Origin of the sequence: Streptomyces sp. ISL-66, from assembly GCF_018614135.1 — a bacterium.
In the GTDB taxonomy this organism is placed as follows: Bacteria; Actinomycetota; Actinomycetes; order Streptomycetales; family Streptomycetaceae; genus Streptomyces.
The window spans coordinates 34,979-58,298 of the sequence record NZ_JAGGOW010000136.1 but is presented as its reverse complement, the minus strand read 5'-3'; the positions used below and the strand labels follow the sequence as shown (position 1 = coordinate 58,298).

At 70.8% G+C, this 23,320-nt stretch carries 21 protein-coding genes and 1 pseudogene; 9 read left to right on the top strand and 13 right to left on the bottom strand.

What is annotated here, in order from left to right; genetic code table 11:
• Positions 1–201: pseudogene (locus J7E97_RS25525) on the bottom strand (hypothetical protein); the annotation flags it as partial.
• 278 nt (positions 202–479) lie between these two features.
• Here J7E97_RS25525 and gabT point away from each other — a divergent pair.
• The 3 genes from gabT to J7E97_RS25510 all read left to right on the top strand — a co-directional run bounded on the left by gabT (position 480) and on the right by J7E97_RS25510 (position 3,300).
• The gene (gene gabT / locus J7E97_RS25520) at positions 480–1,814 is read left to right on the top strand and encodes a 4-aminobutyrate--2-oxoglutarate transaminase (RefSeq protein ID WP_215031625.1); all 1,335 of its coding nucleotides are present in this window, start codon (positions 480–482) and stop codon (positions 1,812–1,814) included.
• A 414-nt stretch (positions 1,815–2,228) separates the two neighbouring features.
• On the top strand, positions 2,229–2,768 hold the full coding sequence (locus J7E97_RS25515; protein ID WP_308346796.1) for a phosphatase PAP2 family protein: 540 nt from the start codon (positions 2,229–2,231) through the stop codon (positions 2,766–2,768).
• 49 nt (positions 2,769–2,817) lie between these two features.
• Entirely contained in the window at positions 2,818–3,300 is a 483-nt protein-coding gene (locus J7E97_RS25510; protein ID WP_215031619.1) for a hypothetical protein, read from the top strand.
• Between the two features lie 71 nt (positions 3,301–3,371).
• On the opposite strand, the gene J7E97_RS25505 is transcribed toward J7E97_RS25510, so the two are convergent.
• The 8 genes from J7E97_RS25505 to J7E97_RS25470 all read right to left on the bottom strand — a co-directional run bounded on the left by J7E97_RS25505 (position 3,372) and on the right by J7E97_RS25470 (position 13,261).
• Entirely contained in the window at positions 3,372–5,207 is a 1,836-nt protein-coding gene (locus tag J7E97_RS25505) for a chitinase (protein ID WP_215031616.1), read from the bottom strand.
• 85 nt (positions 5,208–5,292) lie between these two features.
• The gene (locus tag J7E97_RS25500) at positions 5,293–5,757 is read right to left on the bottom strand and encodes a hypothetical protein (protein WP_215031613.1); all 465 of its coding nucleotides are present in this window, start codon (positions 5,755–5,757) and stop codon (positions 5,293–5,295) included.
• Between the two features lie 231 nt (positions 5,758–5,988).
• A complete protein-coding gene (locus J7E97_RS25495) occupies positions 5,989–7,407 on the bottom strand; it encodes an FAD-binding oxidoreductase (RefSeq protein WP_215031610.1) in 1,419 nt (472 codons plus the stop codon).
• A 32-nt stretch (positions 7,408–7,439) separates the two neighbouring features.
• Complete coding sequence (locus tag J7E97_RS25490; RefSeq protein WP_215031607.1) at positions 7,440–8,246, bottom strand: ABC transporter permease; 807 nt, start codon at positions 8,244–8,246, stop codon at positions 7,440–7,442.
• Positions 8,246–9,175 (bottom strand): ABC transporter permease, encoded by a 930-nt coding sequence (locus J7E97_RS25485; RefSeq protein WP_215031604.1) that lies wholly within the window; start codon positions 9,173–9,175, stop codon positions 8,246–8,248. The genes J7E97_RS25490 and J7E97_RS25485 overlap by 1 nt, the downstream gene beginning before the upstream one ends.
• On the bottom strand, positions 9,172–10,323 hold the full coding sequence (locus J7E97_RS25480; RefSeq protein ID WP_215031601.1) for an ABC transporter ATP-binding protein: 1,152 nt from the start codon (positions 10,321–10,323) through the stop codon (positions 9,172–9,174). Before J7E97_RS25480 ends, J7E97_RS25485 begins: the two co-directional genes overlap by 4 nt.
• A gap of 83 nt (positions 10,324–10,406) precedes the next feature.
• Positions 10,407–11,657: a spermidine/putrescine ABC transporter substrate-binding protein gene (locus J7E97_RS25475; RefSeq protein WP_215031598.1), complete on the bottom strand. Its 1,251-nt coding sequence runs from the start codon at positions 11,655–11,657 to the stop codon at positions 10,407–10,409.
• A gap of 74 nt (positions 11,658–11,731) precedes the next feature.
• Positions 11,732–13,261 carry a gamma-aminobutyraldehyde dehydrogenase gene (locus tag J7E97_RS25470; RefSeq protein WP_215031595.1) on the bottom strand — a complete coding sequence of 510 codons (1,530 nt, stop codon included), beginning with the start codon at positions 13,259–13,261 and terminating at the stop codon, positions 11,732–11,734.
• A gap of 194 nt (positions 13,262–13,455) precedes the next feature.
• On the opposite strand from J7E97_RS25470, the gene J7E97_RS25465 reads away from it, so the two are divergent.
• Entirely contained in the window at positions 13,456–14,022 is a 567-nt protein-coding gene (locus tag J7E97_RS25465; protein WP_215031592.1) for an NADAR family protein, read from the top strand.
• Positions 14,023–14,064: 42 nt separating this feature from the next.
• Here the strand turns inward: J7E97_RS25465 and J7E97_RS25460 are convergent, their stop codons facing one another.
• Positions 14,065–14,775 (bottom strand): DUF4190 domain-containing protein, encoded by a 711-nt coding sequence (locus J7E97_RS25460; protein WP_215031589.1) that lies wholly within the window; start codon positions 14,773–14,775, stop codon positions 14,065–14,067.
• A 109-nt stretch (positions 14,776–14,884) separates the two neighbouring features.
• Between J7E97_RS25460 and J7E97_RS25455 the strand changes: the two genes are divergently transcribed.
• The 5 genes from J7E97_RS25455 to J7E97_RS25435 all read left to right on the top strand — a co-directional run bounded on the left by J7E97_RS25455 (position 14,885) and on the right by J7E97_RS25435 (position 19,919).
• Positions 14,885–15,910, top strand: a complete 1,026-nt coding sequence (locus J7E97_RS25455) for an adenosine deaminase (RefSeq protein WP_215031586.1) — start codon at positions 14,885–14,887, stop codon at positions 15,908–15,910.
• A gap of 20 nt (positions 15,911–15,930) precedes the next feature.
• Positions 15,931–16,620 carry a glycerophosphodiester phosphodiesterase gene (locus J7E97_RS25450; RefSeq protein ID WP_215031583.1) on the top strand — a complete coding sequence of 230 codons (690 nt, stop codon included), beginning with the start codon at positions 15,931–15,933 and terminating at the stop codon, positions 16,618–16,620.
• Positions 16,617–17,831: a sensor histidine kinase gene (locus tag J7E97_RS25445; RefSeq protein ID WP_374224235.1), complete on the top strand. Its 1,215-nt coding sequence runs from the start codon at positions 16,617–16,619 to the stop codon at positions 17,829–17,831. The genes J7E97_RS25450 and J7E97_RS25445 overlap by 4 nt, the downstream gene beginning before the upstream one ends.
• Positions 17,828–18,532, top strand: coding sequence for a response regulator transcription factor (locus J7E97_RS25440; RefSeq protein ID WP_215031580.1), 705 nt, complete (start codon positions 17,828–17,830; stop codon positions 18,530–18,532). Before J7E97_RS25445 ends, J7E97_RS25440 begins: the two co-directional genes overlap by 4 nt.
• Positions 18,533–18,677: 145 nt before the next feature.
• Positions 18,678–19,919: a serine hydrolase gene (locus J7E97_RS25435; RefSeq protein WP_215031577.1), complete on the top strand. Its 1,242-nt coding sequence runs from the start codon at positions 18,678–18,680 to the stop codon at positions 19,917–19,919.
• On the opposite strand, the gene J7E97_RS25430 is transcribed toward J7E97_RS25435, so the two are convergent.
• From J7E97_RS25430 to J7E97_RS25420, 3 genes are all read right to left on the bottom strand, one after another.
• Entirely contained in the window at positions 19,912–20,451 is a 540-nt protein-coding gene (locus J7E97_RS25430; protein ID WP_215031574.1) for a hypothetical protein, read from the bottom strand. The two genes, J7E97_RS25435 and J7E97_RS25430, sit on opposite strands and share 8 nt — an antisense overlap.
• 102 nt (positions 20,452–20,553) lie before the next feature.
• Positions 20,554–21,732 carry a spermidine/putrescine ABC transporter substrate-binding protein gene (locus tag J7E97_RS25425; protein ID WP_251055114.1) on the bottom strand — a complete coding sequence of 393 codons (1,179 nt, stop codon included), beginning with the start codon at positions 21,730–21,732 and terminating at the stop codon, positions 20,554–20,556.
• 104 nt (positions 21,733–21,836) lie between these two features.
• On the bottom strand, positions 21,837–23,276 hold the full coding sequence (locus tag J7E97_RS25420) for a gamma-aminobutyraldehyde dehydrogenase (protein WP_215031568.1): 1,440 nt from the start codon (positions 23,274–23,276) through the stop codon (positions 21,837–21,839).
• Positions 23,277–23,320 lie beyond the last annotated feature (44 nt).

Sequence of the window (23,320 nt, the reverse complement as noted above, 5' to 3'; positions counted from 1 at the left end):
GGCCGTGGCCGGGCCTGTGGCCGAGCCGGCGGCCGGGGCCGTGGCCGAGCCTGCGGCCGGGGGGTGCGAGGGCATCGGCGGAAGACCCGGCGGCATCCGGGAGGGCTCCGGCGGTCCCGCCGGCGGGGGGACGTGCCCGGTGGTGCGCGGCGCCCGCTTCTCGTCCGTGCCGTGCGTGCCGTGCGTGCCCTCGGTGTCCATGTAACCCCTGCCCCCTGCCCGTTACCGCACTGTGCTGCGCGCTCAATCTAAGCGGTCGCCGGGAAGGGGGGCGCGTTTCCGCGCCGTCCGGTGCGGTGCCGCCCGATGACCCGAACCGGTCGTGATCCACAGGACACGTGCGGATTCGTTCCTATGGCCGTCACGGACAAGGACACGCGGGCACCACTCCCGAACGGAGCATGCGGGACGGGGCCCCCCGGGCCTAGCCTGCGGACAAAGACACAAGTGCGTCCGAAAACACCCCCCAGGAGCCCCCTATGACCGCTGTTCCGCAGGAGCGCCGCATCGTCACCGCGATCCCCGGCCCCAAGTCGCAGGAGCTGCAGGCCCGCCGCCTTTCGACGGTGGCCGGCGGCGTGGGCTCCGTGCTCCCCGTCTTCACGGCCCGCGCGGGCGGCGGCATCATCGAGGACGTCGACGGCAACCGTCTGATCGACTTCGGCTCGGGCATCGCCGTGACCTCGGTCGGCGCCTCCGCCGAGGCCGTCGTGCGCCGCGCCTCCGCGCAGCTCGCCGACTTCACCCACACCTGTTTCATGGTGACCCCCTACGAGGGCTACGTGGAGGTCTGTGAGGCCCTCGCCGAGCTCACCCCGGGTGACCACGCCAAGAAGTCGGCCCTGTTCAACTCCGGCGCCGAGGCCGTCGAGAACGCCGTCAAGATCGCCCGTTCGTACACCAAGCGCCAGGCCGTCGTGGTCTTCGACCACGGCTACCACGGCCGTACGAACCTCACGATGGCGCTGACCTCGAAGAACATGCCGTACAAGCAGGGCTTCGGCCCGTTCGCCCCCGAGGTCTACCGCGTCCCGGTCGCCTACGGCTACCGCTGGCCCACCGGCGCCGAGAACTGCGGCCCCGAGGCCGCCGCCCAGGCGATCGACCAGATCTCCAAGCAGATCGGCGCCGACAACGTCGCCGCGATCATCATCGAGCCGGTCCTCGGCGAGGGCGGCTTCATCGAGCCGGCCAAGGGCTTCCTGCCGGCGCTCGTGAAGTTCGCCAACGACAACGGCATCGTCTTCGTCGCGGACGAGATCCAGTCCGGCTTCTGCCGCACCGGCCAGTGGTTCGCGTGCGAGGACGAGGGCATCGTCCCCGACCTGATCACGACCGCCAAGGGCATCGCGGGCGGCCTGCCGCTCGCCGCCGTCACCGGCCGCGCCGAGATGATGGACTCCGTGCACGGCGGCGGTCTGGGCGGCACCTACGGCGGCAACCCGGTGGCCTGCGCCGGTGCGCTCGGCTCCATCGAGACCATGAAGGAGCTCGACCTCAACGCCGCGGCGAAGAAGATCGAGACGCTCATGAAGGCCCGTCTGACGGCCATGCAGGAGAAGTACGAGATCATCGGCGACATCCGCGGCCGCGGCGCCATGATCGCGATCGAGCTCGTGAAGGACCCCTCCTCCAAGACCCCGAACCCGGAGGCGGCCGGCGCGCTCGCCAAGGCCTGCCACGCGGAGGGCGTGCTCGTCCTCACCTGCGGCACCTACGGCAACGTGCTCCGCTTCCTCCCGCCGATCGTCATCGGCGAGGACCTGCTGAACGAGGGCCTGGACGTCATCGAGGCCGCGTTCGCGGCTCTCTGATCGAACGTCTGACCCGCGCGGTAGAACGCGGGGACCGAATGCTCGATCAGTGCGCGGCCACTACCGGTGGTAACGGTCGGGCGCTGTGAAGAACGTGTGGGGGGCCGATGGCGGGAGCGTTTTCCTGCTGTCGGTCCCCCTTCCGCTGCCGTACGGTTTCTGCAGATGAGTGAGACACCCCGCTCCCGGGAAACCGGGGGCGACACCAGTACCGGGCTTCCCCAGCGCCGCACTGGGCATGCGTTCGCGCACACTCCTCACCGATCGGACAGCCGTACGCCCCAAACCCCCCGGGGCGCACGGCGACCCGGTCCGGGCGGCCGTCCCGGAACCACCCCCCCTGTTCCGGGACGGCCGGCCTCTCTCCTCTCGGCGCTCTCCGCGCTCTGCGCCCTCTGCGCCGCGCTCTTCGCCATGATCACCTGGCAGGTCCTCGTCCGGGGCCCCCTGCTGACCCCCGACGCCGCCCTCAGCCGCGCGGTGGTGCGCACCGTCCCCGACGCGCTCACCCAACGCCTCTCGGACCTCGGCAACGTCCCGGTCGCCCTGCCCGTCCTGGTCCTCGCGGTGCTCTACGCGGCCCGGCGCGGCAACCGCCGGGGTGCGGCGGCCGCGGCGCTGGCCATGGTGCTGGTGCCGGCGCTGGTCGTCCCGCTGAAGGAGTGGACCGCCCGCCCGGGCCCCCTGGAACCCTGGGCCGCCGGCTACTACCCCTCGGGGCACACCGCCACCGCGTACGTGGCCTACGGGGCCGCGGCCCTGCTGCTGCGCCCGTACACCCGCTGTCCCTGGCCCCTCCTCGTCGCCGCCGTCCTCACCGCCCTGACGGCCACGGGGCTCATCCTGCGCGGCTACCACTGGCCCCTGGACGTCCTGGCCAGCCTGCTGATGTGCACGCCGCTCCTGCTGGGCGTCCGCCGGTGGGCCCCTGGGCCTGTCCGACCCTGCGCCTAAGCTTCTGCCGGTCTAGGGATTCTTCTCCAACGAAGGGCGGGGGCGCGCCATGGGTGCCAGCGGTTGGGACTACGTGACGACGTACGAGGGGGGAGTGCAGGCGTCGCTGGACGCCCTGCACGCGCGGGTGTTCGTCGAGGAGTTCGGCGAGACCGGCGACTACCCGGATCTGGCCGCCCTGTGGGCCGACGGCGAGTTCATGGGGACGGGCGGCACCCACACGATCCTCGACGTCCCGGTGGCCGCCACCGGCTCCGGGGACGGGGGCGGGTCCGAGGGCACGCTGCGGCCCCTGTCCGCCGAGCGCCTGCTGCACCACTTCGGCACGGGGCGGCCGACGGTCGACCGCTACGAGGAGCTGATGGCCGCGGCCGCCCGGGCGATGAGCCACCAGGAGTACGAAGAGAGCCTGCTGGGCGAGGAGTTCCCGAAGTGGAGCGGGCTGTACGTCCTGCTGTACGCGCAGGGCGCAGCCGCGGGCGACGGCGTCGAGCCGACCCACGTGGGCTTCTTCGGCTGCTCCGGAGACTAGTGCCGAGGGCCGGAGTCCCGCGGGATTCCGGCCCGGCCGCAGCGGAGGGAGGGGGCGCCGGCCCCGGCGGGTCAGCCGCCGAAGTAGGCGTCGAAGTTCTTCGAGAACTCCCAGCTGCCGAAGCGGTCCCAGTTGATCGACCAGGTCATCAGGCCGCGCAGCGCGGGCCAGGTGCCGTGGGTCTGGTAGGAGCCGCAGTCGGTGTGCTTCGTCAGGCAGTCCAGCGCCTTGTTCACCTCCGCCGGGGAGGTGTGGCCGTTGCCCGCGTTGGTCGTGGCGGGGAGGCCGATGGCGACCTGGTCCGGGCGCAGCGGCGGGAAGACGCGGGAGGTGTTGCCCGCGACGGGGAAGCCGGTGAGCAGCATGTCGGTCATGGCGATGTGGAAGTCGGCGCCGCCCATGGAGTGGTACTGGTTGTCGATGCCCATGATCGAGCCCGAGTTGTAGTCCTGGACGTGGAGCAGGGTGAGGTCGTCGCGCAGGGCGTGGATGACCGGGAGGTAGGCGCCCGCGCGCGGGTCCTGGCCGCCCCAGGGGCCGGATCCGTAGTACTGGTGGCCGAGCTGGACGAAGAAGGTCTCGGGGGCCATGGTCAGGACGAAGTCCGGGCCGTACTTGGCCTTGAGGGTCTTGACGGCGGAGACCAGGTTGACGATCACCGGGGTGGTGGGGGCGCGGAAGTCGGTGTCGCCGGTGGCCAGCAACAGGGAGTGGCCCTCGAAATCGATGTCGAGGCCGTTGAGCCCGTACTCGTCGATGATCTTGCCGACGGAGGAGACGAACGCGTCGCGGGCGGCGGTGGTGCCCAGCTGGACCTGGCCGTTCTGTCCGCCGATGGAGATCAGGACCTTCTTTCCGGCGGCCTGCTTCGCCTTGATGGCCGCCTTGAACTCCGCGGCCGATTCGACGTTCGGGCATTCGCTCACCGGGCAGAGCTGGAAGCGGATGTCGCCCGAGGTCACCGAAGTCGGTTCGCCGAAGGCCAGGTTGATGACGTCCCAGGAGGCGGGTACGTCGGCCATCCGGACGTAGCCGGAGCCGTTGGCGAAACTGGCGTGCAGGTAGCCCACGAGGGCGTGCGCGGGCAGGCCGGGGTTGCCCGGATCGCCGCCGCCCGGCGTGGTCACCGCGGCGGCGGCGCTCTTGGGGGATTCTCCGGCCGCGTTGACCGCGCTGACCTGGAAAGAGTAGGCCGTGGAGGCGGTGAGTCCGGTGACGCTCGCCGAAGTGCCGCTGACGATCGTCGGGTTGGCGCCGTCGCGGTAGACCTTGTACGAGGTGGCGCCGGTCGCCGCCGTCCAGCTCAGGCCGACGGAGGTGGCGGAGGTCGCGGAAACCGTCAGGCCGGTGGGGGCGGCCGGGGGCTGCGGCTGGCCGGGTCCGGAACCGCCCGGGTCGGGGCCGACGAGGGTGACGTCGTCGGTGAAGTGCGGCGGCTGGCCGTACCAGCCCTGCGTGTACACGGTCACCGAGGTGGTGGCCGCTCCGGTACGGAAGCTCGTGCTCAGCTGCTTCCAGGCGCCCGGGGTCTGGGTCCAGGTCTGCACGTCGGTGGTTCCGGTGCCGGTGGCGCCGAGGTAGACGTACGCGCCCTGCACCCATGCGGTCAGGGTGTAGGCGGAGTCGGGCTTGACGGTGACGGTCTGGGAGCAGCGGGCGTTGTCCTGCCCGGCCGGGGTGGCCTTGAGGGCCGAACTCCCCCCGTGGACCGGAGTGCTGATGGTGCTTCCGCTGCCGGCCGGGCAGCTCCAGCCGTCGAGTCCGGCTTCGAAGCCGCCGTTGCGGACGAGGTCGGCGTCGGCCGCCGCGGCGGACGGGCCGGTGGCGAGGAGGCCGGCCGCCGCGAGGGCGGCGGCGGTAAGGAAGGACAGGGCCGTTCTTCTGACGGCGCTTCTTGCTGCGCGCACAACTGCCTCCGGTGCATGGGGGGATGGAGCCAGGCCACAGGTGATGGAGCGGGCGGGCCCAAGATGGTCCAGACCAATCTCCTTGTCAAGACTTCCCACCTCCCCGGCCCAGGGTGCGCGCCGCCGCCTCGTGCATCGCGAACTCGAGCAGCACCGGATCGGTGAGCGTGCCCTGCCCGTCGGGGACCACCAGCCAGCGCACGCCGCCCGTGGCCCGGCCGGGATACGGGACCACGATCCAGGTCCCGCGCCCGGCTCCCCGTACACCCGTCCCGATCCAGCGGGAGGCCGTGCCCGCGGGAACGAAGAAGCCCAGCCGGGTGTCGCCGAGATCGGCGAGCACCGGGCCGGGCCGGTCGGTCAGGAGTCCGAGTACGCCGAGGGCACTCTGCCCCAGGTCCCCCGGCAGGATCAGTACGTCCCAGCGCCGGCCGGCGGGCAGCAGGGCGACCCCGAGGGGGTTGCGCTCCCACTCCCACCGACAGGCTTCCGGATCCGGTGCCACCGAGACCAGCCATTCCACTGCCGCCTTGTCCCCCGGGATCGCCATCGCCCGGCCTCCGTTCTCTGTGTGTGCGGTGAGGGGTTCTCCACCGGAGAGAGCGGGGCCGGGCTCGGGTATGACGCGGGTTTCGTTACTCCGTGGTAGTGAAGCGGGTCACAGGCTGAGCGACGGAGTGCGCCCGGGGCGTGCGGGCGTCTTTTACCTGATCAGCACAGCGGGGATCAGCACATCGGACGGCCGCGCGGACGGAGGGCGGCTGATCAGTGCGCCCGGACCTCAGCTGTCGAAGCCGAGGCCGAGGCGGTCCAGCGCCTTGAGCCACAGGTTCCGGTGCCCGCCCGTGCGGTCCGCCCGCGCCAGCGACCACTTGGTCAGCGTGATCCCGGTCCAGGCGAAGGGCTCCGGCGGAAACGGCATCGGCTTGGAGCGGACCATCTCCAGCTCCGTGCGCTCGGTCCGCTCCCCCGCCAGGAGGTCCAGCATCACCTCGGCGCCGAAGCGGGTGGCGCCGACGCCGAGGCCGGTGAAGCCGGCGGCGTAGGCCACCTTCCCCCGGTGCGCGGTGCCGAAGAAGGCCGAGAAGCGGGAGCAGGTGTCGATCGCCCCGCCCCAGGCGTGGCTGAAATTCAGCCCTTCCAGCTGGGGGAAACAGGTGAAGAACTGCTCGGCGAGCGTGAGGTAGGTCTCGGGCCGGTGGTCGAGGGCGGGGTCGAGCTTGCCGCCGTACGGGTAGATGGCGTCGTAGCCGCCCCACAGGATCCGCCGGTCGGGGGTGATCCGGAAGTAGTGGAACTGGTTGGCGCTGTCGCCGAGTCCCTGCCGGTTCTTCCAGCCGATCGAATCCAGCTGCTCCTCGGAGAGCGGCTCCGTCATCAGGGCGTAGTCGTAGACCGGGACGATGAGCGGGCGCACCCGCTTGACCAGCGAGGGGAAGACGTTGGCGCCGAGCGCCACCCGGCGGGCGAAGACCCGCCCGTAGGGGGTGCGCACGGCCGTCCCGGCCCCCGAGCCGGCCAGGTCCAGGCCGCGCGTGTTCTCGTAGATCCGCACGCCCAGGCCCAGGCAGGCCCGCTTCAGGCCCCAGGCGAGCTTCGCCGGGTTCAGCATGGCGACGCCGTCGCGGTCCCAGATCCCGCCGAGGAAGGTCGGAGAGTCGACTTCCGCGCGCAGGGCGTCGCTGTCCAGCCATTCGGAGCCGCCCGCGAGGCCCAGCTTCCCGGCTTCCTCGTGGAGCTCGCGGAGCTCCTCGACCTGGTGCGGCTCGGTGGCCACGTCGATCTCGCCGCTGCGCTCGAAGTCGCAGTCGATGCCGTAGCGGGCGACGGCGGCCTCGATGGCGTCAAGGTTGTGGGCGCCCAGCTCCTCCAGCTTGGCCAGCTCGCCCGGCCAGCGGGCCAGCCCGTTGGCCAGGCCGTGCGTGAGCGAGGCGGCGCAGAAGCCGCCGTTGCGGCCCGAGGCGGCCCAGCCCACCTCGTGCCCCTCGATCAGGACGACGTCCCGGGCGGGGTCGCGCTCCTTGGCGAGCAGCGCGGTCCACAGGCCGCTGTAGCCGCCGCCGATGACGAGCAGGTCGCAGTGCTCGTCCCCGGTGAGGGCGGGCTCGGCGGCGGGCTTGCCGGGATCGTCCAGCCAGTACGAGACCGGCTTCGCTCCGGAAAGGGATCGTGCGGCGGTGCGCATGGCGTCTGGGGCCATGTCTTCCAACTCCCAACGGGTACGGCGAGGTGCTACTTGGGCTGTGCCTTCTTGCGGCGGTCGCCGACCATCTGGCCGGCGAGGACCACCAGCACCGCGATGACGAACATCGCCGTGCCGATGACGTTGATCTGTACAGGCGTACCGCGCTGGGCCGATCCCCACACGAACATGGGGAAGGTGACGGTGTTGCCCGAGTTGAAGTTGGTGATGATGAAGTCGTCGAAGGAGAGCGCGAAGGAGAGCAGCGCGCCCGCCGCGATGCCGGGGGCCGCGATCGGCAGGGTGACCCGCACGAAGGTCTGCACGGGACCGGCGTAGAGATCGCGGGCGGCTTCCTCCAGCCGGGGGTCCATGGACAGGACGCGGGCCTTGACGGCGGCGACGACGAAGCTGAGGCAGAACATGACGTGGGCGATCAGGATCGTCCAGAAGCCCAGCTGGATGCCCATGTTGAGGAAGAGGGCGAGCAGCGAGGCGGCCATCACGATCTCGGGCATGGCCATCGGCAGGAAGATCAGCGAGTTGACCGCGCCGCGCCCCCGGAAGCGGTAGCGGACCATCGCGAAGGCGATCGCCGTACCCAGCGCGGTCGCGCCGATGGTCGCCCACAGGGCGATCTGGAGGGAGAGCGAGAGGGAGGTGCACAGGTCGGCGACTCCGCAGGGGTCCTTCCACGCGTCGAGGGAGAACTCCTGCCAGGCGTAGTTGAAGCGCCCTGCCGGGTTGTTGAAGGAGAAGACCGTGACGACGACGTTCGGCAGGATCATGTAGGCGAGCGTGCCGAGCCCCGCGATCACGACCAGATTGCGGCGCAGCCAGGTGGTGGCGCTCTTCATCAGACCAGGTCCTCCGTCCCCGCTCGGCGGATGTAGATGGTGACCATGACGAGCACGATGGCCATGAGGATGAAGGACAGCGCGGCCGCCGTCGGGTAGTCGAGGATGCGCAGGTACTGCGACTGGATGACGTTGCCGATCATCCGGGTGTCCGTGGAGCCGAGCAGTTCGGCGTTGACGTAGTCGCCGCTCGCCGGGATGAAGGTGAGCAGGGTTCCGGAGACCACGCCCGGCATGGAGAGCGGGAAGGTCACCTTGCGGAAGACCGTGGCGGGGCGGGCGTACAGGTCCCCGGCCGCCTCGTGGAGGCGGGTGTCGATGCGCTCCAGCGAGGTGTAGAGCGGCAGGATCATGAAGGGGAGGAAGTTGTACGTCAGACCGCAGACGACCGCGAGCGGCGTGGCGAGGACGCGGTCGCCCTCGGTCATGCCGAGCCAGCTGGTGACGTCCAGGAAGCCGACCGTGTTGAGGACGCCGACCACCGGGCCGCCGTCGGCCAGGATCGTCTTCCAGGCGAGGGTGCGGATCAGGAAGCTGGTGAAGAACGGGGCGATGACCAGCACCAGCAGGAGGCCCCGCCACCGTCCGGCCTTGAAGGCGATCAGATAGGCCAGCGGGTAGCCCAGCAGCAGGCACAGCGCGGTCGCGGTGCCGGCGTAGAGCAGGGAGCGCAGGAACTGCGGGTAGTAGCCGGTGAAGGCGTCCCAGTACGTCTGGAAGTGCCAGCTGACCTTGAAGCCCTCTTCGAGGGAGCCGGTCTGCACCGAGGTCGAGGCCTGGTAGATCATCGGCAGCACGAAGAAGACGAGCAGCCACAAGATGCCCGGGAGCAGCAGCCAGTACGGGATCAGTCGCTTCTTCAGGGACGGCTTGTGGACCGGGGGCCCGTCGGCGACGACGGCCTCGGGCAGCGCGGCGGGGGCGCTCACGCGCCCTCCTCGACCGTCTCGATGCCGGCGTCGATGTCCTGGGCCGCGTCGAGCCCGAAGGTGTGGGCCGGGTTCCAGTGCAATATCACGTCGGCGCCGGGGACGAGGCGGGCGTCGCGCTCGATGTTCTGGACGTACACCTCCAACTCGGAGCAGACCGGGCTGTCGATGACGTACTGGGTGGAGACGCCGATGAAGGAGGAGTCGGCGATCTTGCCGGCCACCTTGTTGCGGCCGGCCGCGATGGCGTCCTCCTCGTCCGCGTGGACCAGGGAGATCTTCTCCGGACGCACCCCGACCAGCAGCTTTCCGCCGGCGCGGGGTGTGGTCGAACACCGCGCCGCCGGGACGCGCAGCTTCGCGCCCGCCGAGCCGACCACGACGTCAGCCGGACCGGCCTCCAGGACCTCGGCCTCGATGAGGTTGGAGGTGCCGAGGAAGTTCGCCACGAAGGTCGTCTTCGGGTTCTCGTACAGCTCGGCCGGGGCGCCCAGCTGCTCGACGCGGCCGCCGTTCATCACCGCGACCGTGTCGGCCATGGTCATGGCCTCCTCCTGGTCGTGCGTGACGTGCACGAAGGTGATGCCGACCTCGGTCTGGATCCTCTTCAGCTCCAGCTGCATCTGGCGGCGCAGCTTGAGGTCGAGGGCGCCGAGCGGCTCGTCGAGGAGGAGGACCTGCGGGTGGTTGATGAGCGCGCGGGCCACGGCGACGCGCTGCTGCTGGCCGCCGGAGAGCTGGTGCGGCTTGCGCCGGCCGAACTGGCCGAGCTGGACCAGCTCCAGCATGTCGTCGACCTGCTTCTTGACGGACTTGATGCCCCGGCGGCGCAGCCCGAAGGCGATGTTCTCGCGGACGTCCAGGTGCGGGAAGAGCGCGTAGCTCTGGAAGACCGTGTTGACGGGCCGCTTGTACGGCGGCAGGTGGGTGACCTCGCGGTCGCCGAGGCTCACGGTGCCGGTCGAGGGCTCCTCCAGGCCGGCGATCATGCGCAGGGTGGTGGTCTTCCCGCAGCCGGAGGCGCCGAGCAGGGCGAAGAAGGACCCCTGGGGGATGGTGAGATCCAGCGGATGCACGGCGGTGAAGGAACCGTAGTGCTTGCTGATCCCGGCGAGGCGGACGTCGCCGCCCGCGGTCTTGTCAGTCATGGGCCTGGGCCTTCGGTGGTGGTGACGTGGAAGGGGCGGGTGCCGGTACGGGTGCCGGTGCCGGTGGGGGGCGGCGGGACCCGTCAGGCTCCGATGAGCTTGGCGAACTTCTCCTCGTACGCCGTCTCTTCCGCGCTGGTGAGGGAGCGGAAGGCGTGCGACTTGGCGGCCATCTCCTTGTCCGGAACGATCAGGACGTTGTCCGCGAGCGCCGGGTCGATCTTGGCCAGCTCGTCCTTGACGCCCTCGACGGGGCAGACGTAGCTGATGAACGCGGCCAGTTGGGCGGCCACCGCCGGCTCGTAGTAGTAGTCGATGAGCTTCTCCGCGTTGGCCTTGTGCCGGGCCTTCGCGGGGACCAGGAGGTTGTCGCTGGAGCTGATGTAGCCGGCCGCCGGGATCGCGTACTGGATGTCCGGGTTCCCGGCCTGGAGCTGGATGACGTCGCCGGCCCAGGCCAGGCAGGCTGCGAGGTCGCCCTTGTCGAGGTCCGAGGTGTAGTCGTTGCCGGTGAAGCGGCGGATCTGGTTCTTGTCCACGCCCTTCTGGAGCCGGCCGATCGCCTCGTCGTAGTCGGAGTCCGTGAAGTTCGCCGGGTCCTTGCCCTGGTCGAGGAGCGTCATCCCGACGCTGTCGCGCATCTCGGTGAGGAAGCCGACGCGGCCCTTGAGCGAGGGGTCGTCGAGCATCTGCGTGACGGAGTCGACCTTCTTCCCGCCGGTGGCCTTGGTGTTGTAGGCGATGACGGTGTCGAGGCCGGTCCACGGGTAGCTGTACGCGCGGCCCGGGTCCCAGTCGGGGTTGCGGAACTGCGGGATCAGATTGGCGTAGGCGTGCGGGAGGTGGGCCGGATCCAGCTTCTGTGCCCAGCCCAGGCGGATGATGCGCGAGGCGAGCCAGTCGGTGACCACGATCAGGTCGCGGCCGGTGTCCTGGCCGGCCGCGAGCTGCGGCTTGATCTTGCCGAAGAACTCGACGTTGTCGTTGATGTCCTCGGTGTACTTGACCTTGATCCCGGTCCGCTTGGTGAACTCCTCCAGCGTGGGACGGGACTTCTCGTCCTCGCTGGTGTCCATGTACTCGGTCCAGTTGGAGAAGTTGATCTCCTTCTCCTGCTCCGAGTGGTCGTCGGAGGACTTCGCCGTGTCGCCTTCGCGTTTCGCGGGCGGGATGCCGCAGCCGGCGAGCGCGGACAGGCCGCCGAGGGTGAGCGCTCCGACTCCGCCGACGCGCAGCAGCGAACGGCGGGTCAGGGCGCCGCGTCCGCTGTCGATGCTGCGTCGCATCGCGGCGAGTTGCGCCGCCGAGAGGCGGTCGGGCTCGAACTGCTCCATGGGAGGTGCCCTTTCGGGATGGGTGCGGGCCGCTGGTCAGGCGGCGAGTGCCCCGCGGCGGCAGCCGCGAAGTGTTAGGTGCGGTCCCCGAAGATCGTGCGGTGCCAATCCTTCGCGGCGACCGCGGTGTTGTCGTACATCACGTGCTTGACCTGCGTGTACTCCTCGAAGGAATACGTGCTCATGTCCTTTCCGAAGCCGCTGGACTTGTAGCCCCCGTGCGGCATCTCGCTGATGATCGGGATGTGGTCGTTGACCCAGACGCAGCCCGCCTTGAGCTCGCGGGTGGCGCGGTTCGCCCGGTAGACGTCGCGGCTCCAGGCGGAGGCCGCGAGGCCGTAGGGGGTGTCGTTGGCCAGCGCGAGGCCCTCGTCGTCGGTGTCGAAGGGCAGGACGACGAGGACCGGGCCGAAGATCTCGGACTGGACCACCTCGCTGTCCTGCGCGGCGCCGGAAATCAGGGTGGGCCGGTAGTACGCGCCGTCCGCGAGGTCTCCCGCGGGGATCTCGCCGCCGGTGACGACGGTGGCGTACGCACGGGCCCGCTCGACGAAGCCGGCGACCCGGTCGCGCTGGGCGTGCGAGACCAGCGGGCCGAGGTCGGTGGCCGGGTCGAAGGGGTCTCCGACGCGGACGCCCCCCATCAGCTCGGCGACCCGGGCGACGAAGGCGTCGTGCAGCGGGCGCTGGACGTAGGCGCGGGTGGCGGCGGTGCAGTCCTGCCCGGTGTTGATGAGGGAGGCGGCGACGGCTCCGTGCGCGGCGGCCTCCAGGTCGGCGTCGTCGAAGACCAGGAAGGGGGCCTTGCCGCCGAGCTCCAGGTGGAGCCGCTTGACGGTGGCGGTGGCGATCTCGGCGACCCGCTTGCCGACGGCGGTGGACCCGGTGAAGGAGGTCATCACCACGTCCGGGTGGCCGACCAGGTGCTCGCCCGCGTCCCGGCCGGCCCCGGTGACGATGTTGACCACGCCGTCGGGCAGGCCCGCCTCCTTGGCCGCCTGGGCGAACATCAGGGAGGTCAGCGGGGTGAGCTCGGCCGGCTTGAGGACGATGGTGTTGCCCGCGGCGATCGCCGGAAGGATCTTCCAGGCGGCCATCTGCAGCGGATAGTTCCAGGGCGCGATGGAGCCCACGACCCCGATCGCCTCCCGTCGTACGTACGAGGTGTGGTCCCCGGAGTACTCGGCGGCGGCCTGCCCCTGGAGGTGGCGCGCGGCTCCCGCGAAGAAGGCGGTGTTGTCGATCGTCCCCGGCACGTCGAACTCCGTCGACAGCTTGACGGGTTTGCCGCACTGGAGGGACTCCACGTGCGCGAATTCCTCGGCCCGCTCCGCCAGCACGGCCGCCAGCCGGTGCAGCGCCTCGGAGCGCTCGCCGGGGGTGGCGCCGGACCAGCCGGGGAAGGCCCGCTTGGCGGCGGCGACGGCCGCGTCGACGTCTTCGGTGGAGGCCAGCTCGTAGGTGAGCACCTCCTCGCCGGTCGCCGGGTCGACCACGGTGTGTGACCGTCCTGAGGTGCCGGGCCGCAGCTGCCCGTCGATGTACTGCGCGCCCTCTGCGAAGCGGTCCTTGACCTGGACCGTGACCTGGAAGCGGTTGCCCATAACGCTCTCACGCTCTCCGTAGCTACAGTTCGAGCTACAGCTCGAATTGAGTGCCGATCCTGACAGAGGAGCACCCCTCGGCCAAGTGATTCCGTTGTTGCCTTTTGATTACGCGACGGAATCGGTCGACCATGTGTCGAGGCGCGCCCGAAAACCCGTACGAAGTGTCAGTGGCTCCTGCGAGACTCGCGTGCATGGAGATGATCGACGAACTGATCGGGCAGGTCAGCCGGGGTGAGCGGGTGAAGTTCCTGCCGTTCTGGGGACACCGCCCACGGGCCGACGGAAGCCTCGGGCCGAGCTGCCTCAGCCAGTGGTGGCCGTCCGAGTTCACCGTGGGTGACGTGCGGTACGCCACCGCGGAGCACTGGATGATGGCCGGAAAGGCCCGGCTCTTCGGCGACGCGCAGGCCGAGCGGGCGGCGCTGGAAGCGAAGACTCCGGCCGAGGCGAAGAAGGCCGGACGGCTGGTGCGCGCCTTCGACGACACGGTGTGGACGCGGGAGCGGTTCGCGCTGGTGGTGGCGGGCAGCGTGCACAAGTTCGGTTCCGACCCGGCGCTGAAGTCGTACCTGCTGAGCACCGGGGACCGGGTCCTGGTGGAAGCCAGCCCGATGGACCGGATCTGGGGCGTGGGCCTCGCGGCCGACGACGAGCGCGCGCTGGACCCGGCGCGCTGGCGCGGGCTGAACCTGCTGGGCTTCGCCCTGATGGAAGCCCGGGAGCGGCTGCGCGCGGGGCCGGCCGGGCCGGAGCGGTGACGCTCCGGCCCGGCCCCCTTGCCCGCGCGCGGGCAGGCCGACTCAGCCCGGGTAGACGACCTTGGTGTTCTCGTACGGAGTCGAGTAGTCGTAGTCGGAGTCGTAACCGCTGTCATCGACCATGACGGCGAAGACGGCGAACGCGATGAACAGGCAGCTCACCACGATGCCGACCGCGCCCGTGATGATCCCGGCCAGCGCCATCCCGTCGTTGTCGGCCTCGCCGCGCTTGGCCTTGCCGCGGCCCAGCACGCCGAAGATGACGGCGGGTATCCCGAACACGATGCCGCCGTAGCAGCTGACCACGGCGATGATCCCGAGCACGAGCGCGGTGATCCCGAAGCCGTTGCTCTTGGGCGCGTAGGGGTATCCGGGGTGGCCCTGGTACCCGGGGTAGGCCGGGTAACCGGCGTACCCCGCCTGCGGGGCGGCCGGCTGCGCGGGGTATCCGTAGCCCGCGGAGGCCGGCGCGGCCGGGTATCCGTAGCCGCCGGGATCCGGCTGGGCCGGATATCCGTAGGCGGGCGGCGGACCCGGCTGGGGCGCGGGCGTGGGAGCCGACGCGGGCGAGGACGTGGGCGGTTGGCCGGACACCGGGGTGTCCGCGGACGCACCCGCACCCGGCATGCCCGCGATCGTCGGCTGGTCGTGGACCCCCGACACGCCCGGCGTGCCCTGCTGCTTGCCCAGTTCGACCGCGGGCCGCTCCGGCGGCGCCCACGGGTCTCGCGGCTCGGGGCTCTGGTCGGTCATAAGGCGCCCCCCTCTCGTACAGCCATGCTATGCGCTGCCTGTGACACTCCCGGTCCTGCCTACGATGAAGGCCGTTCCGTCCGCACCGCGACCTTCCGGAGGCACCCTCATGCCCGACCTGCACCCCTTCATCGCGGGGCTGCCCAAGGCCGAACTCCACGTCCACCACGTCGGTTCGGCCTCGCCCCGCATCGTCGCGGAACTCGCCTCCCGGCACCCCGACTCCAAGGTCCCGACGGACCCCGAGGCCCTCGCCGACTACTTCACCTTCACCGACTTCGGGCACTTCATCGACGTGTACCTCTCCGTCGTCGACCTGGTCCGCACCCCCGACGACGTGCGCCACCTCACCTTCGAGGTCGCCCGCGACATGGCCCGGCAGAACATCCGGTACGCCGAACTGACCATCACCCCGTACTCCTCCACCCGCCGCGGCATCGACGAGGAGGCCTTCATGGCGGCCATCGAGGACGCCCGCAAGGCCGCCGAGGCCGAACTCGGCGTGATCCTGCGCTGGTGCTTCGACATCCCCGGCGAAGCCGGCCTGGAGGCCGCCGCCGAGACCCTGCGCCTCGCTGTCGACCTGCGCCCCGAGGGCCTGGTCTCCTTCGGCCTCGGCGGCCCGGAGATCGGCGTGCCGCGCCCGCAGTTCAAGCCGTACTTCGACGCGGCCCGCGCCGCCGGTCTGCACAGCGTGCCGCACTCCGGCGAGACCACCGGCCCGGAGAGCATCTGGGACGCCATCCGCGAGCTGGGCGCCGAGCGCATCGGCCACGGCACCAGCGCCACCCGGGACCCCGAGCTGCTCGCCTACCTCGCCGAACACCGCATCGCGCTCGAGGTCTGCCCGACCTCCAACATCGCCACCCGCGCGGTGACCGACCTCGACCTGCACCCGGTCAAGGAGATGGTGGCGGCCGGCGTGCTCGTCACCATCAACAGCGACGACCCGCCGATGTTCGGCTCGGACCTCAACAACGAGTACGCGGTGGCCGCCCGGCTGCTCGACCTCGACGAGCTCGGCCTCGCGCAGCTCGCGAAGAACGCCGTGGAGGCCTCGTTCCTGGACCCGGCCGGCAAAGCGGAGCTCGCCGCCGAGATCGACACGTACACCGCCGCCTGGCTGGCCCCCTGACGCCCGCGCAGAATGGTCGCATGCGCACCTTGACCGCCGTAGGCCACCGCGGGGACCCCTACCGCGTCCGCGAGAACACCCTCCCCTCGATCCGCTCCGCGTTCGCCCACGGGGCGGACGCCGTGGAGATCGACGTGCGAATGACCCGCGACGGGGTCCCCGTACTGCTCCACGACGAGGACCTGCGGCGGCTGTGGGGCCACGACGTACGGCTCGACGGCGTCACGGCCCCCCAGCTCAAGGAGCTGGCGGGCGGCGGGATCCCGACCCTGCGCGACGCCCTGATGGCAACCGGGGCGTCCCGGGTCATGATCGACCTGCCGGGCGCGACGGCCGAGGCCGTGCGGACCGTCGTCGGCCAGGTCCGCGAGTGCGGAGCGCGCGACCGCACGTACTACTGCGCCGGTCCGGCCACCATGCTCGCGGTGCGCGCCGCCGATCCGGGCGCCGAGATCGCGCTGACCTGGACCACCCTGTCGCCGCCTCGCCGGGTGCTGATCGACGCGGTGGCCCCGAGCTTCCTCAACTACCGCTTCGGGCTGGTCGGCCGGGAGCTGGTGGACGCCCTGCACCGGGACGGCCTGCTGGTGTCGGCCTGGACCCCGGACACCAAGCGGTCGATGCGCGCGCTGATCAAGGCCGGGGTCGACTCGATCACGACGAACCGGATGGACGCGCTCGCCGCCGTACGGGCCGAGCTCGGCCGGTGATACGGGCCTGGGGGCAGCTCGGAGCGCGGATCCGGCGGGCCGGTCCCGGGCGGCAGGACCTGGGGCTGACCCTGCTGGTCCAACTGGCCGTCACGATGCCGTTCGTGGTGCCCCGCTCGGCCGACCTGCCGCCCGCGGACGGGGCCTCGTACGCGATGACCACGCTCGGCGTGCTGCCGCTGATCTGGCGGCGACGGGCCCCGGTGACGGTGCTGACGGCGATCCTGCTGGCCGGCGGCGTGTACAGGCTGACGGTCGACGGGCCGGGGCAGCCGCTCCCGTACGCGGGACTGATCGCCTGCTACACGGTCGCCCTGCAGTGCACGGCCCGGGTCCGGTTGGCGGTGGGCGCGCTCACGGTCGTCGCGGTCGCCCTGTCGGTGGGCTGGAACACCGGGACCGCGCGCGAACTGCTCTTCACCCTCTTCGTCTCGGGCGCGGCCTACGCGCTGGGGCGGCTCCAGCACACCCGCCAGGCCTACCTGACGGCCGCACGGGACCGGGCGGCTCAGCTGGAGCGGGCCAACCGGATCGAGGCGGAGCAGGCGGCCGCCCGCGAGCGGGCCCGGATCGCGCGGGAGATGCACGACATCCTCTCGCACGCGGTCAGCATCATGATCGTGCAGGCGGAGGCCGGTCCGGTGGCGGTGCGCAGGGCCCCCGAGCGGGCCGAGGCCGCGTTCGAGGCCATCGCGGAGACGGGCCGGGACGCGATGGCACAGCTGCGGACGATGCTCGGCGTGCTGCGCACGGACCTGCGCACGGACGAGGCGGCGCCGCGCCGGCCGCAACCCGGCATCGAGGAGCTGGCGGGGCTGTTGGAGCGGGTCCGGGGCAGCGGACCGCGGGTGAGCTACGCACGCACGGGCGCCGTGCGGGCCCTGCCCGCGGCGCTGGAGGCGACGGTGCACCGGGTGGTGCAGGAGGCGCTGACCAACGTGGTCAAGCACGCCGGGGCCTCGGCGGTGGCCGTGCGCCTGGACTACGCGGAGCGGGAGCTCACGGTGACGGTCACGGACGACGGGCGGGGGCCGGGAGCACGGACTCCGGTCTCGGCCTCCCCCGACCGCCGGGGCGGGCACGGACTCATCGGGATCCGGGAGCGGGCGGCCGCCCACGGCGGAACGGCCGAGTCCGGGCCCGGTCCGGACGGCGCGGGGTTCGAGGTGCGCGTGGTGCTTGTAACGTCGGGCGCGGAGGTGGGGAATTGACGATCCGTGTGGTGGTGGCCGACGACCAGGAGCTGGTGCGCAGCGGCTTCGCGATGATCCTCGACGTCCAGGAGGACATCGAGGTGGTGGCGGAGGTCGGGGACGGCGCGGCGGCGGTCGAGGCGGTACGCCGCCTCGCGCCCGACGTGGCGCTGTTGGACATCCGGATGCCGGTGCTGGACGGGATCGAGGCGTGCCGGACGATCTCGGCTGAGAGCTCCTGCCGGACGGTGATGCTGACGACCTTCGACTCGGACGAGTACGTCTACGAGGCCCTGCACGCGGGGGCCAGCGGGTTCCTGCTCAAGGACGTGCGGCGGGACGATCTGGTGCACGCGGTACGGGTGGTGGCGGCGGGCGAGTCCCTGCTCGCGCCTTCGGTGGCCCGGCGGCTGATCGAGGAGTACACGGCGGCGACGGCCCGGCCGTCGGCCGGGGAGGCGCTGTCGGCGCGACGGCTGGAGGTGCTGACGGCCCGGGAGCGGGAGACGCTGCTGCACCTGGGGCGCGGGCTGTCGAACGCGGAGATCGCGGCCGCGCTCGTGGTGAGCGAGCACACGGTGAAGTCGCACGTGGGGAACCTGCTGGCGAAGCTGGGGCTGCGGGACCGGATCCAGGCCGTGATCTGCGCGTACGAAACGGGGCTGATCGCGACGGGGACGGCGGCGACTGGCTCTCGGGTATCTCCCTCTGGAGAGTGAGGGACGGAGGTTCCCCTCCCCCGCGCCGGTGAGTTGTCGTACCGGTGAATACCACTCTTGATGGTGATCCGCAACTACCCCTGTGGCCAGCAACATTGAGGTCATCGGGGCGGAAACCGCCCGGAGAACCGAGGGGGGAACCACCATGAACCGATCGACCCGCACGCTGATCGCCACCGCCCTGGTCCTGGGCGTCGCGGCCGGACCGGCCGTCGCCCACGCCGCTCCGGCACCGACGTCGGGCTCCGTCCCGGCCTCGGTCTCAGCCCCGGTCCCGGTCCCGGTCTCGGCGCAGAAGCCGGCGCCGCAGTTCACGACCCCGCCCGACGCCGCGGCTCTGGAGCAGGCGATCGCCGGCCTCGGCGCCGAGCACGCGTACGCCACCGCCGCGGCGGTACGGGTGAGCGGTTCGAGCGGCAGCTGGCAGGGCAGTTCGGGCGTCTCCGACGTCCGCACGGGTGCGGCGGCGATCGCCGACGGCCGTTTCCGGGCGGGTTCGGTGACCAAGACCTTCACGGCGGCGGTGGTGCTCCAGCTGGCCGCCGAGGGCAAGGTCGATCTCGACAGGCCGGTCCAGGAGTACCTGCCGGGCACCTTCCCGGCCTCCTTCAAGCCGGTCTCCGTACGCCAACTGCTCGACTACACGAGCGGCATCCGGTCCGCCGACGGTCCGGGCGACGACTTCCAGAGCCAGTGGGAGCACCGCTTCGACGTGACCGACCCGCACGCTCAGATCGCGAACGCCCTGGCGAAGGGGCCGGAGAGCGACCCCGGCACGTTCCAGCACTACCAGAACATCAACTACACGCTGCTGGGCGTCCTGATCGAGAAGGTCACGGGCGCGACGTACGAGAAGGCGGTCGAGAAGCGGATCATCAAGCCGCTGGGCCTGCGCCAGACCTCCCTCCCCGGCCTCACCCGGACGCGGATCCCCGGCCGGCACAACCTCGGCTACCAGACGGTGCCGCTGGCGGACGGGACCACCGGCCTGCGTGACGTCAGCGTGTGGAACCAGTCCGACCGCTGGGCCGCGGGTGACCTCGTTTCCTCGACGGCGGACCTGGAGCGGTTCACCGAGGCGCTGTTCGCCGGGCGGATCGTGCCCAAGCGGCAACTGGAGGAGATGTTCACCGTCCCGGAGGCCGCCCTCGTGTTCGGCACCACCGCGACGCCCGCGTGGCGTACGGCGGGGCTGCAGCGGATGGTCCTCCGGGACGGCACCGTGGTCTACGGCAAGAGCGGCGCCCGGCCGGGTTACAGCACCGGCATCGGCGGTGCGAAGGACGGGTCCCGGCTCGTGGTGTTCACGGTCAACTCCAAGGACGCCAAGAGCGATGACCCGAACCCGGTGACGGGCGCGATACTCGTCGCGTCCATGGCTAAGTAGCGGCAGCCGGGACGGGCACGACCTCGGGCGCTGCCCCGGGCACGCTGCCGGACGCGGTGCCGGACGTGGTGCCGGACACGGCCTCAAGGCGCTTGATCATGCGCCGCAGGATCAGCAGCGGGATCACCCCGAAGACGCCGAACGACATGTCGATCAGCGACCACCAGAAGGGGATGCCCCGGATGGGGCCGCAGACCAGGGCCAGCGGAACGATGCCGGCGCAGGCGATCATGCCCGCCTCGACGATCCAGATGTTGCGGACCGGGTCGCGGTGGACCCCCCAGAAGAAGACCGCGATCACCAGGTGGGCGAAGGCGAGCCAGTCGGTGCCGTAGAGGAGGAAGGGGTAGTCCCGGTCCGCCCGGTCCAGGCCGTCGCCCACGCGGCGCAGCCATTCGTGGGAGACCAGGGAGTTGGCCCAGTGGAGCTCGCTCACCAGGGGGAAGGCCGTGAGTCCGCTGAGGACGAGGCAGACGGTGAACAGGACCAGCCACGCACGGATCCGCCGTTGAAGGGCGCTTCTCTCGCTCATGGAAGGCAGCCTACGCAGTATTCTGAACACGTTCAATCAAATCGGTGAACGCGTTCAATTCACCTCACCTGAGCGCACCCCGCTCCCCCCGCTCCCCTCCCCTCAGAGACCGATGATGGAGTTCCACCGCTTGGCGAAGGCCGTGCGCTCCGCCGAGGAGATGTCCCGGGACACGGCGAGGCGCTTGCGCATCTCGCCGTCCGGGAAGATCAGCGGGTTCTCGGCGAGTTCGGCGGTCTCCTTGTACTCGGAGGCGGCGAGGACCTCGCGGGCCGCCGGGACCGGGCAGACGTAGTTGACGGAGGCGGCGAGCTCCGCGGCCACCTCCGGCGCGTAGTAGAAGTCGATCAGCGCCTCGGCATTGGCCTTGTGCGGCGCGAGGTTGGGGACGAGCAGGCTCTCCGCCCACAGCTCGGCTCCCTCCTCGGGGACCACGAACTCGATGTCGGGGTTGTCGGCCCGCAGCTGGATCGCGTCACCGGAGTACGCCTGGCAGGCCAGGACGTCGCCCTTGCTGAGATCGGAGGTGTAGTCGTTGCCGGTGAAGCGGCGGATGTGGTTCTTCTTCACCATGCTCTCCACCCGGTCGCACATCCGGTGGAAGTCGGACTCGGTCCACCGGGTGACGTCGACGCCGTCGCCCTGCATCAGCAGGGAGAAGGACTCGTCGAGACCGGAGAAGAGCGTGACCTTGCCGGCCAGGTCAGGCTGCCAGAGGTCCTTGACCGACTTGATCTCCCGGCCGAGCGCCTTGCGGTTGTAGGCGATGCCGGTGATCCCCGACTGCCAGGGCACGGTGTGCAGGCGGCCCTCGTCGAAGGCCGGGGAGCGCAGCTGCGGATCCAGGTAGGTGGCCACGTTGGCCTGCGCCGAGCGGTCCATCTTCTGGGCCCAGCCCAGGTGCACGAAGCGGGCGGCCATCCAGTCGCTGACCACGACCAGGTCGTGGCCGGTCTCCTGGCGGTTCATGAGCGCCGAACTGACCTTGCCGAAGAACTCGTCGTTGTCGTTGATCTCCTCGCTGTACCGGACCTCGATGCCGGTCTCCCGCGAGAAGGCCTCCAGCGTCGGCCGCCGGCTCTCGTTCTCGTCGTCGGTGTCGATGTAGAGCGGCCAGTTGGAGAAGGAGACGCTCCGGTCGCGCCCGGAGCGGTCCCGGCCCTCCCGCCGACCCTCGGGGACGTAGGCGGCGGGGACACCACAGCCGGTGAGGGCGGCCAGCAGGCCCGCGGCACCGAGGCCGCGCACCGCCGCGCGGCGGGAGAAGGCGAGTTCAGGCATGGGCAAAGCCTCGGGGACCGCGAAAGGGCGGGCAATAGACATGTTGTCTACCGCCCGCCCGTTCATGGCCTTGCCCTGATCAGTGCGATCGGCGCGGCGACGGCTCAGCTGTCGAGCGAGGTCATCACGTGCTTGATCCGCGTGTAGTCCTCGAAGCCGTAGGCGGAGAGGTCCTTGCCGTAGCCGGACTTCTTGTATCCGCCGTGGGGCATCTCGGCGACGAGCGGGATGTGGGTGTTGATCCACACGCAGCCGAAGTCGAGGTTCTTGGACATCCGCATCGCACGGCCGTGGTTCTTGGTCCACACCGAGGAGGCGAGGGCGAACTCGACGCCGTTCGCGTACTCCAGGGCCTGGCCCTCGTCCGTGAAGGACTGGACGGTGATGACGGGGCCGAAGACCTCGTTCTGGATGATCTCGTCGTCCTGCTTGAGGCCGGAGACCACGGTCGGGGCGTAGAAGTAGCCCTTCTCGCCGACCTGGTGGCCGCCCGCCTCGACCTTGGCGTGGGCGGGCAGGCGCTCGATGAAGCCCGCGACCTGCTTCAGCTGGTTCGGGTTGTTCAGCGGGCCGTAGAGGACGTCCTCGTCGTCCGGCTGCCCGGTCTTGGTGTCGGCAGCGTTCTTGGCGAGCGCCGCGACGAACTCGTCGTGGATCGACTCGTGGACGATGACGCGGGTGGCGGCGGTGCAGTCCTGGCCGGCGTTGAAGAAGCCCGCGACCGCGATGTCCTCGGCGGCCTTGGCGATGTCGGCGTCCTCGAAGACCACGACCGGGGCCTTGCCGCCGAGCTCCAGGTGGACGCGCTTGACGTCCTTGGCGGCGCTCTCGGCGACCTGCATGCCCGCGCGCACCGAGCCGGTGATGGAAGCCATCGCCGGGGTGGAGTGCTCGACCATGGCCTTGCCGGTCTCGCGGTCGCCGCAGACGACGTTGAAGACGCCCTTGGGCAGGATCGAGTCCATGATCTCCGCCATCAGGATGGTGGAGGCCGGGGTGGTGTCCGAGGGCTTCAGGACGACGGTGTTGCCCGCGGCGATGGCCGGGGCGAACTTCCAGACGGCCATCATCATCGGGTAGTTCCACGGCGCGACCTGGGCGCAGACGCCGACCGGCTCGCGGCGGACGATGGAGGTCATGCCCGTCATGTACTCGCCGGCGGAGCGGCCCTCCAGCAGGCGCGCGGCGCCCGCGAAGAAGCGGATCTGGTCCACCATCGGCGGCAGCTCCTCGCTGGCCGTGAGGCCCAGCGGCTTGCCCGTGTTCTCCGATTCGGTGGCGACGAGCTCGTCCGCGCGCGCCTCGAAGGCGTCAGCGATCTTGAGCAGGGCCTTCTGACGCTCGGAGGGCGTCGTGTCGCGCCAGCCCGGGAAGGCCGCCGCCGCGGCGGCCATGGCGGCGTCCACGTCCGCCTGCCCGGAGAGCGGAGCGGTCGCGTACGCCTCGCCCGTGGCGGGGTTGACCACCTCGGTGGTCCGCCCGTCGGCGGCGTCCTTGAACTCCCCGCCGATGTAGTTGCGCAGACGACGCAGTTCGGTGGTCACTACAGCCACACTCCCGTGATCACATGTCCAATGGTTGAGACAGC

Bases quoted from the DNA above. Each gene is read 5' to 3' on its own strand.
- gabT (WP_215031625.1), top strand. From the start codon at position 480: ATGACCGCTGTTCCGCAGGAGCGCCGCATCGTCACCGCGATCCCCGGC.
- J7E97_RS25515 (WP_308346796.1), top strand. From the start codon at position 2,229: ATGATCACCTGGCAGGTCCTCGTCCGGGGCCCCCTGCTGACCCCCGAC.
- J7E97_RS25510 (WP_215031619.1), top strand. From the start codon at position 2,818: ATGGGTGCCAGCGGTTGGGACTACGTGACGACGTACGAGGGGGGAGTG.
- J7E97_RS25500 (WP_215031613.1), bottom strand. From the start codon at position 5,757: ATGGCGATCCCGGGGGACAAGGCGGCAGTGGAATGGCTGGTCTCGGTG.
- J7E97_RS25495 (WP_215031610.1), bottom strand. From the start codon at position 7,407: ATGGCCCCAGACGCCATGCGCACCGCCGCACGATCCCTTTCCGGAGCG.
- J7E97_RS25490 (WP_215031607.1), bottom strand. From the start codon at position 8,246: ATGAAGAGCGCCACCACCTGGCTGCGCCGCAATCTGGTCGTGATCGCG.
- J7E97_RS25480 (WP_215031601.1), bottom strand. From the start codon at position 10,323: ATGACTGACAAGACCGCGGGCGGCGACGTCCGCCTCGCCGGGATCAGC.
- J7E97_RS25475 (WP_215031598.1), bottom strand. From the start codon at position 11,657: ATGGAGCAGTTCGAGCCCGACCGCCTCTCGGCGGCGCAACTCGCCGCG.
- J7E97_RS25470 (WP_215031595.1), bottom strand. From the start codon at position 13,261: ATGGGCAACCGCTTCCAGGTCACGGTCCAGGTCAAGGACCGCTTCGCA.
- J7E97_RS25465 (WP_215031592.1), top strand. From the start codon at position 13,456: ATGGAGATGATCGACGAACTGATCGGGCAGGTCAGCCGGGGTGAGCGG.
- J7E97_RS25460 (WP_215031589.1), bottom strand. From the start codon at position 14,775: ATGACCGACCAGAGCCCCGAGCCGCGAGACCCGTGGGCGCCGCCGGAG.
- J7E97_RS25455 (WP_215031586.1), top strand. From the start codon at position 14,885: ATGCCCGACCTGCACCCCTTCATCGCGGGGCTGCCCAAGGCCGAACTC.
- J7E97_RS25450 (WP_215031583.1), top strand. From the start codon at position 15,931: ATGCGCACCTTGACCGCCGTAGGCCACCGCGGGGACCCCTACCGCGTC.
- J7E97_RS25435 (WP_215031577.1), top strand. From the start codon at position 18,678: ATGAACCGATCGACCCGCACGCTGATCGCCACCGCCCTGGTCCTGGGC.
- J7E97_RS25430 (WP_215031574.1), bottom strand. From the start codon at position 20,451: ATGAGCGAGAGAAGCGCCCTTCAACGGCGGATCCGTGCGTGGCTGGTC.
- J7E97_RS25425 (WP_251055114.1), bottom strand. From the start codon at position 21,732: ATGCCTGAACTCGCCTTCTCCCGCCGCGCGGCGGTGCGCGGCCTCGGT.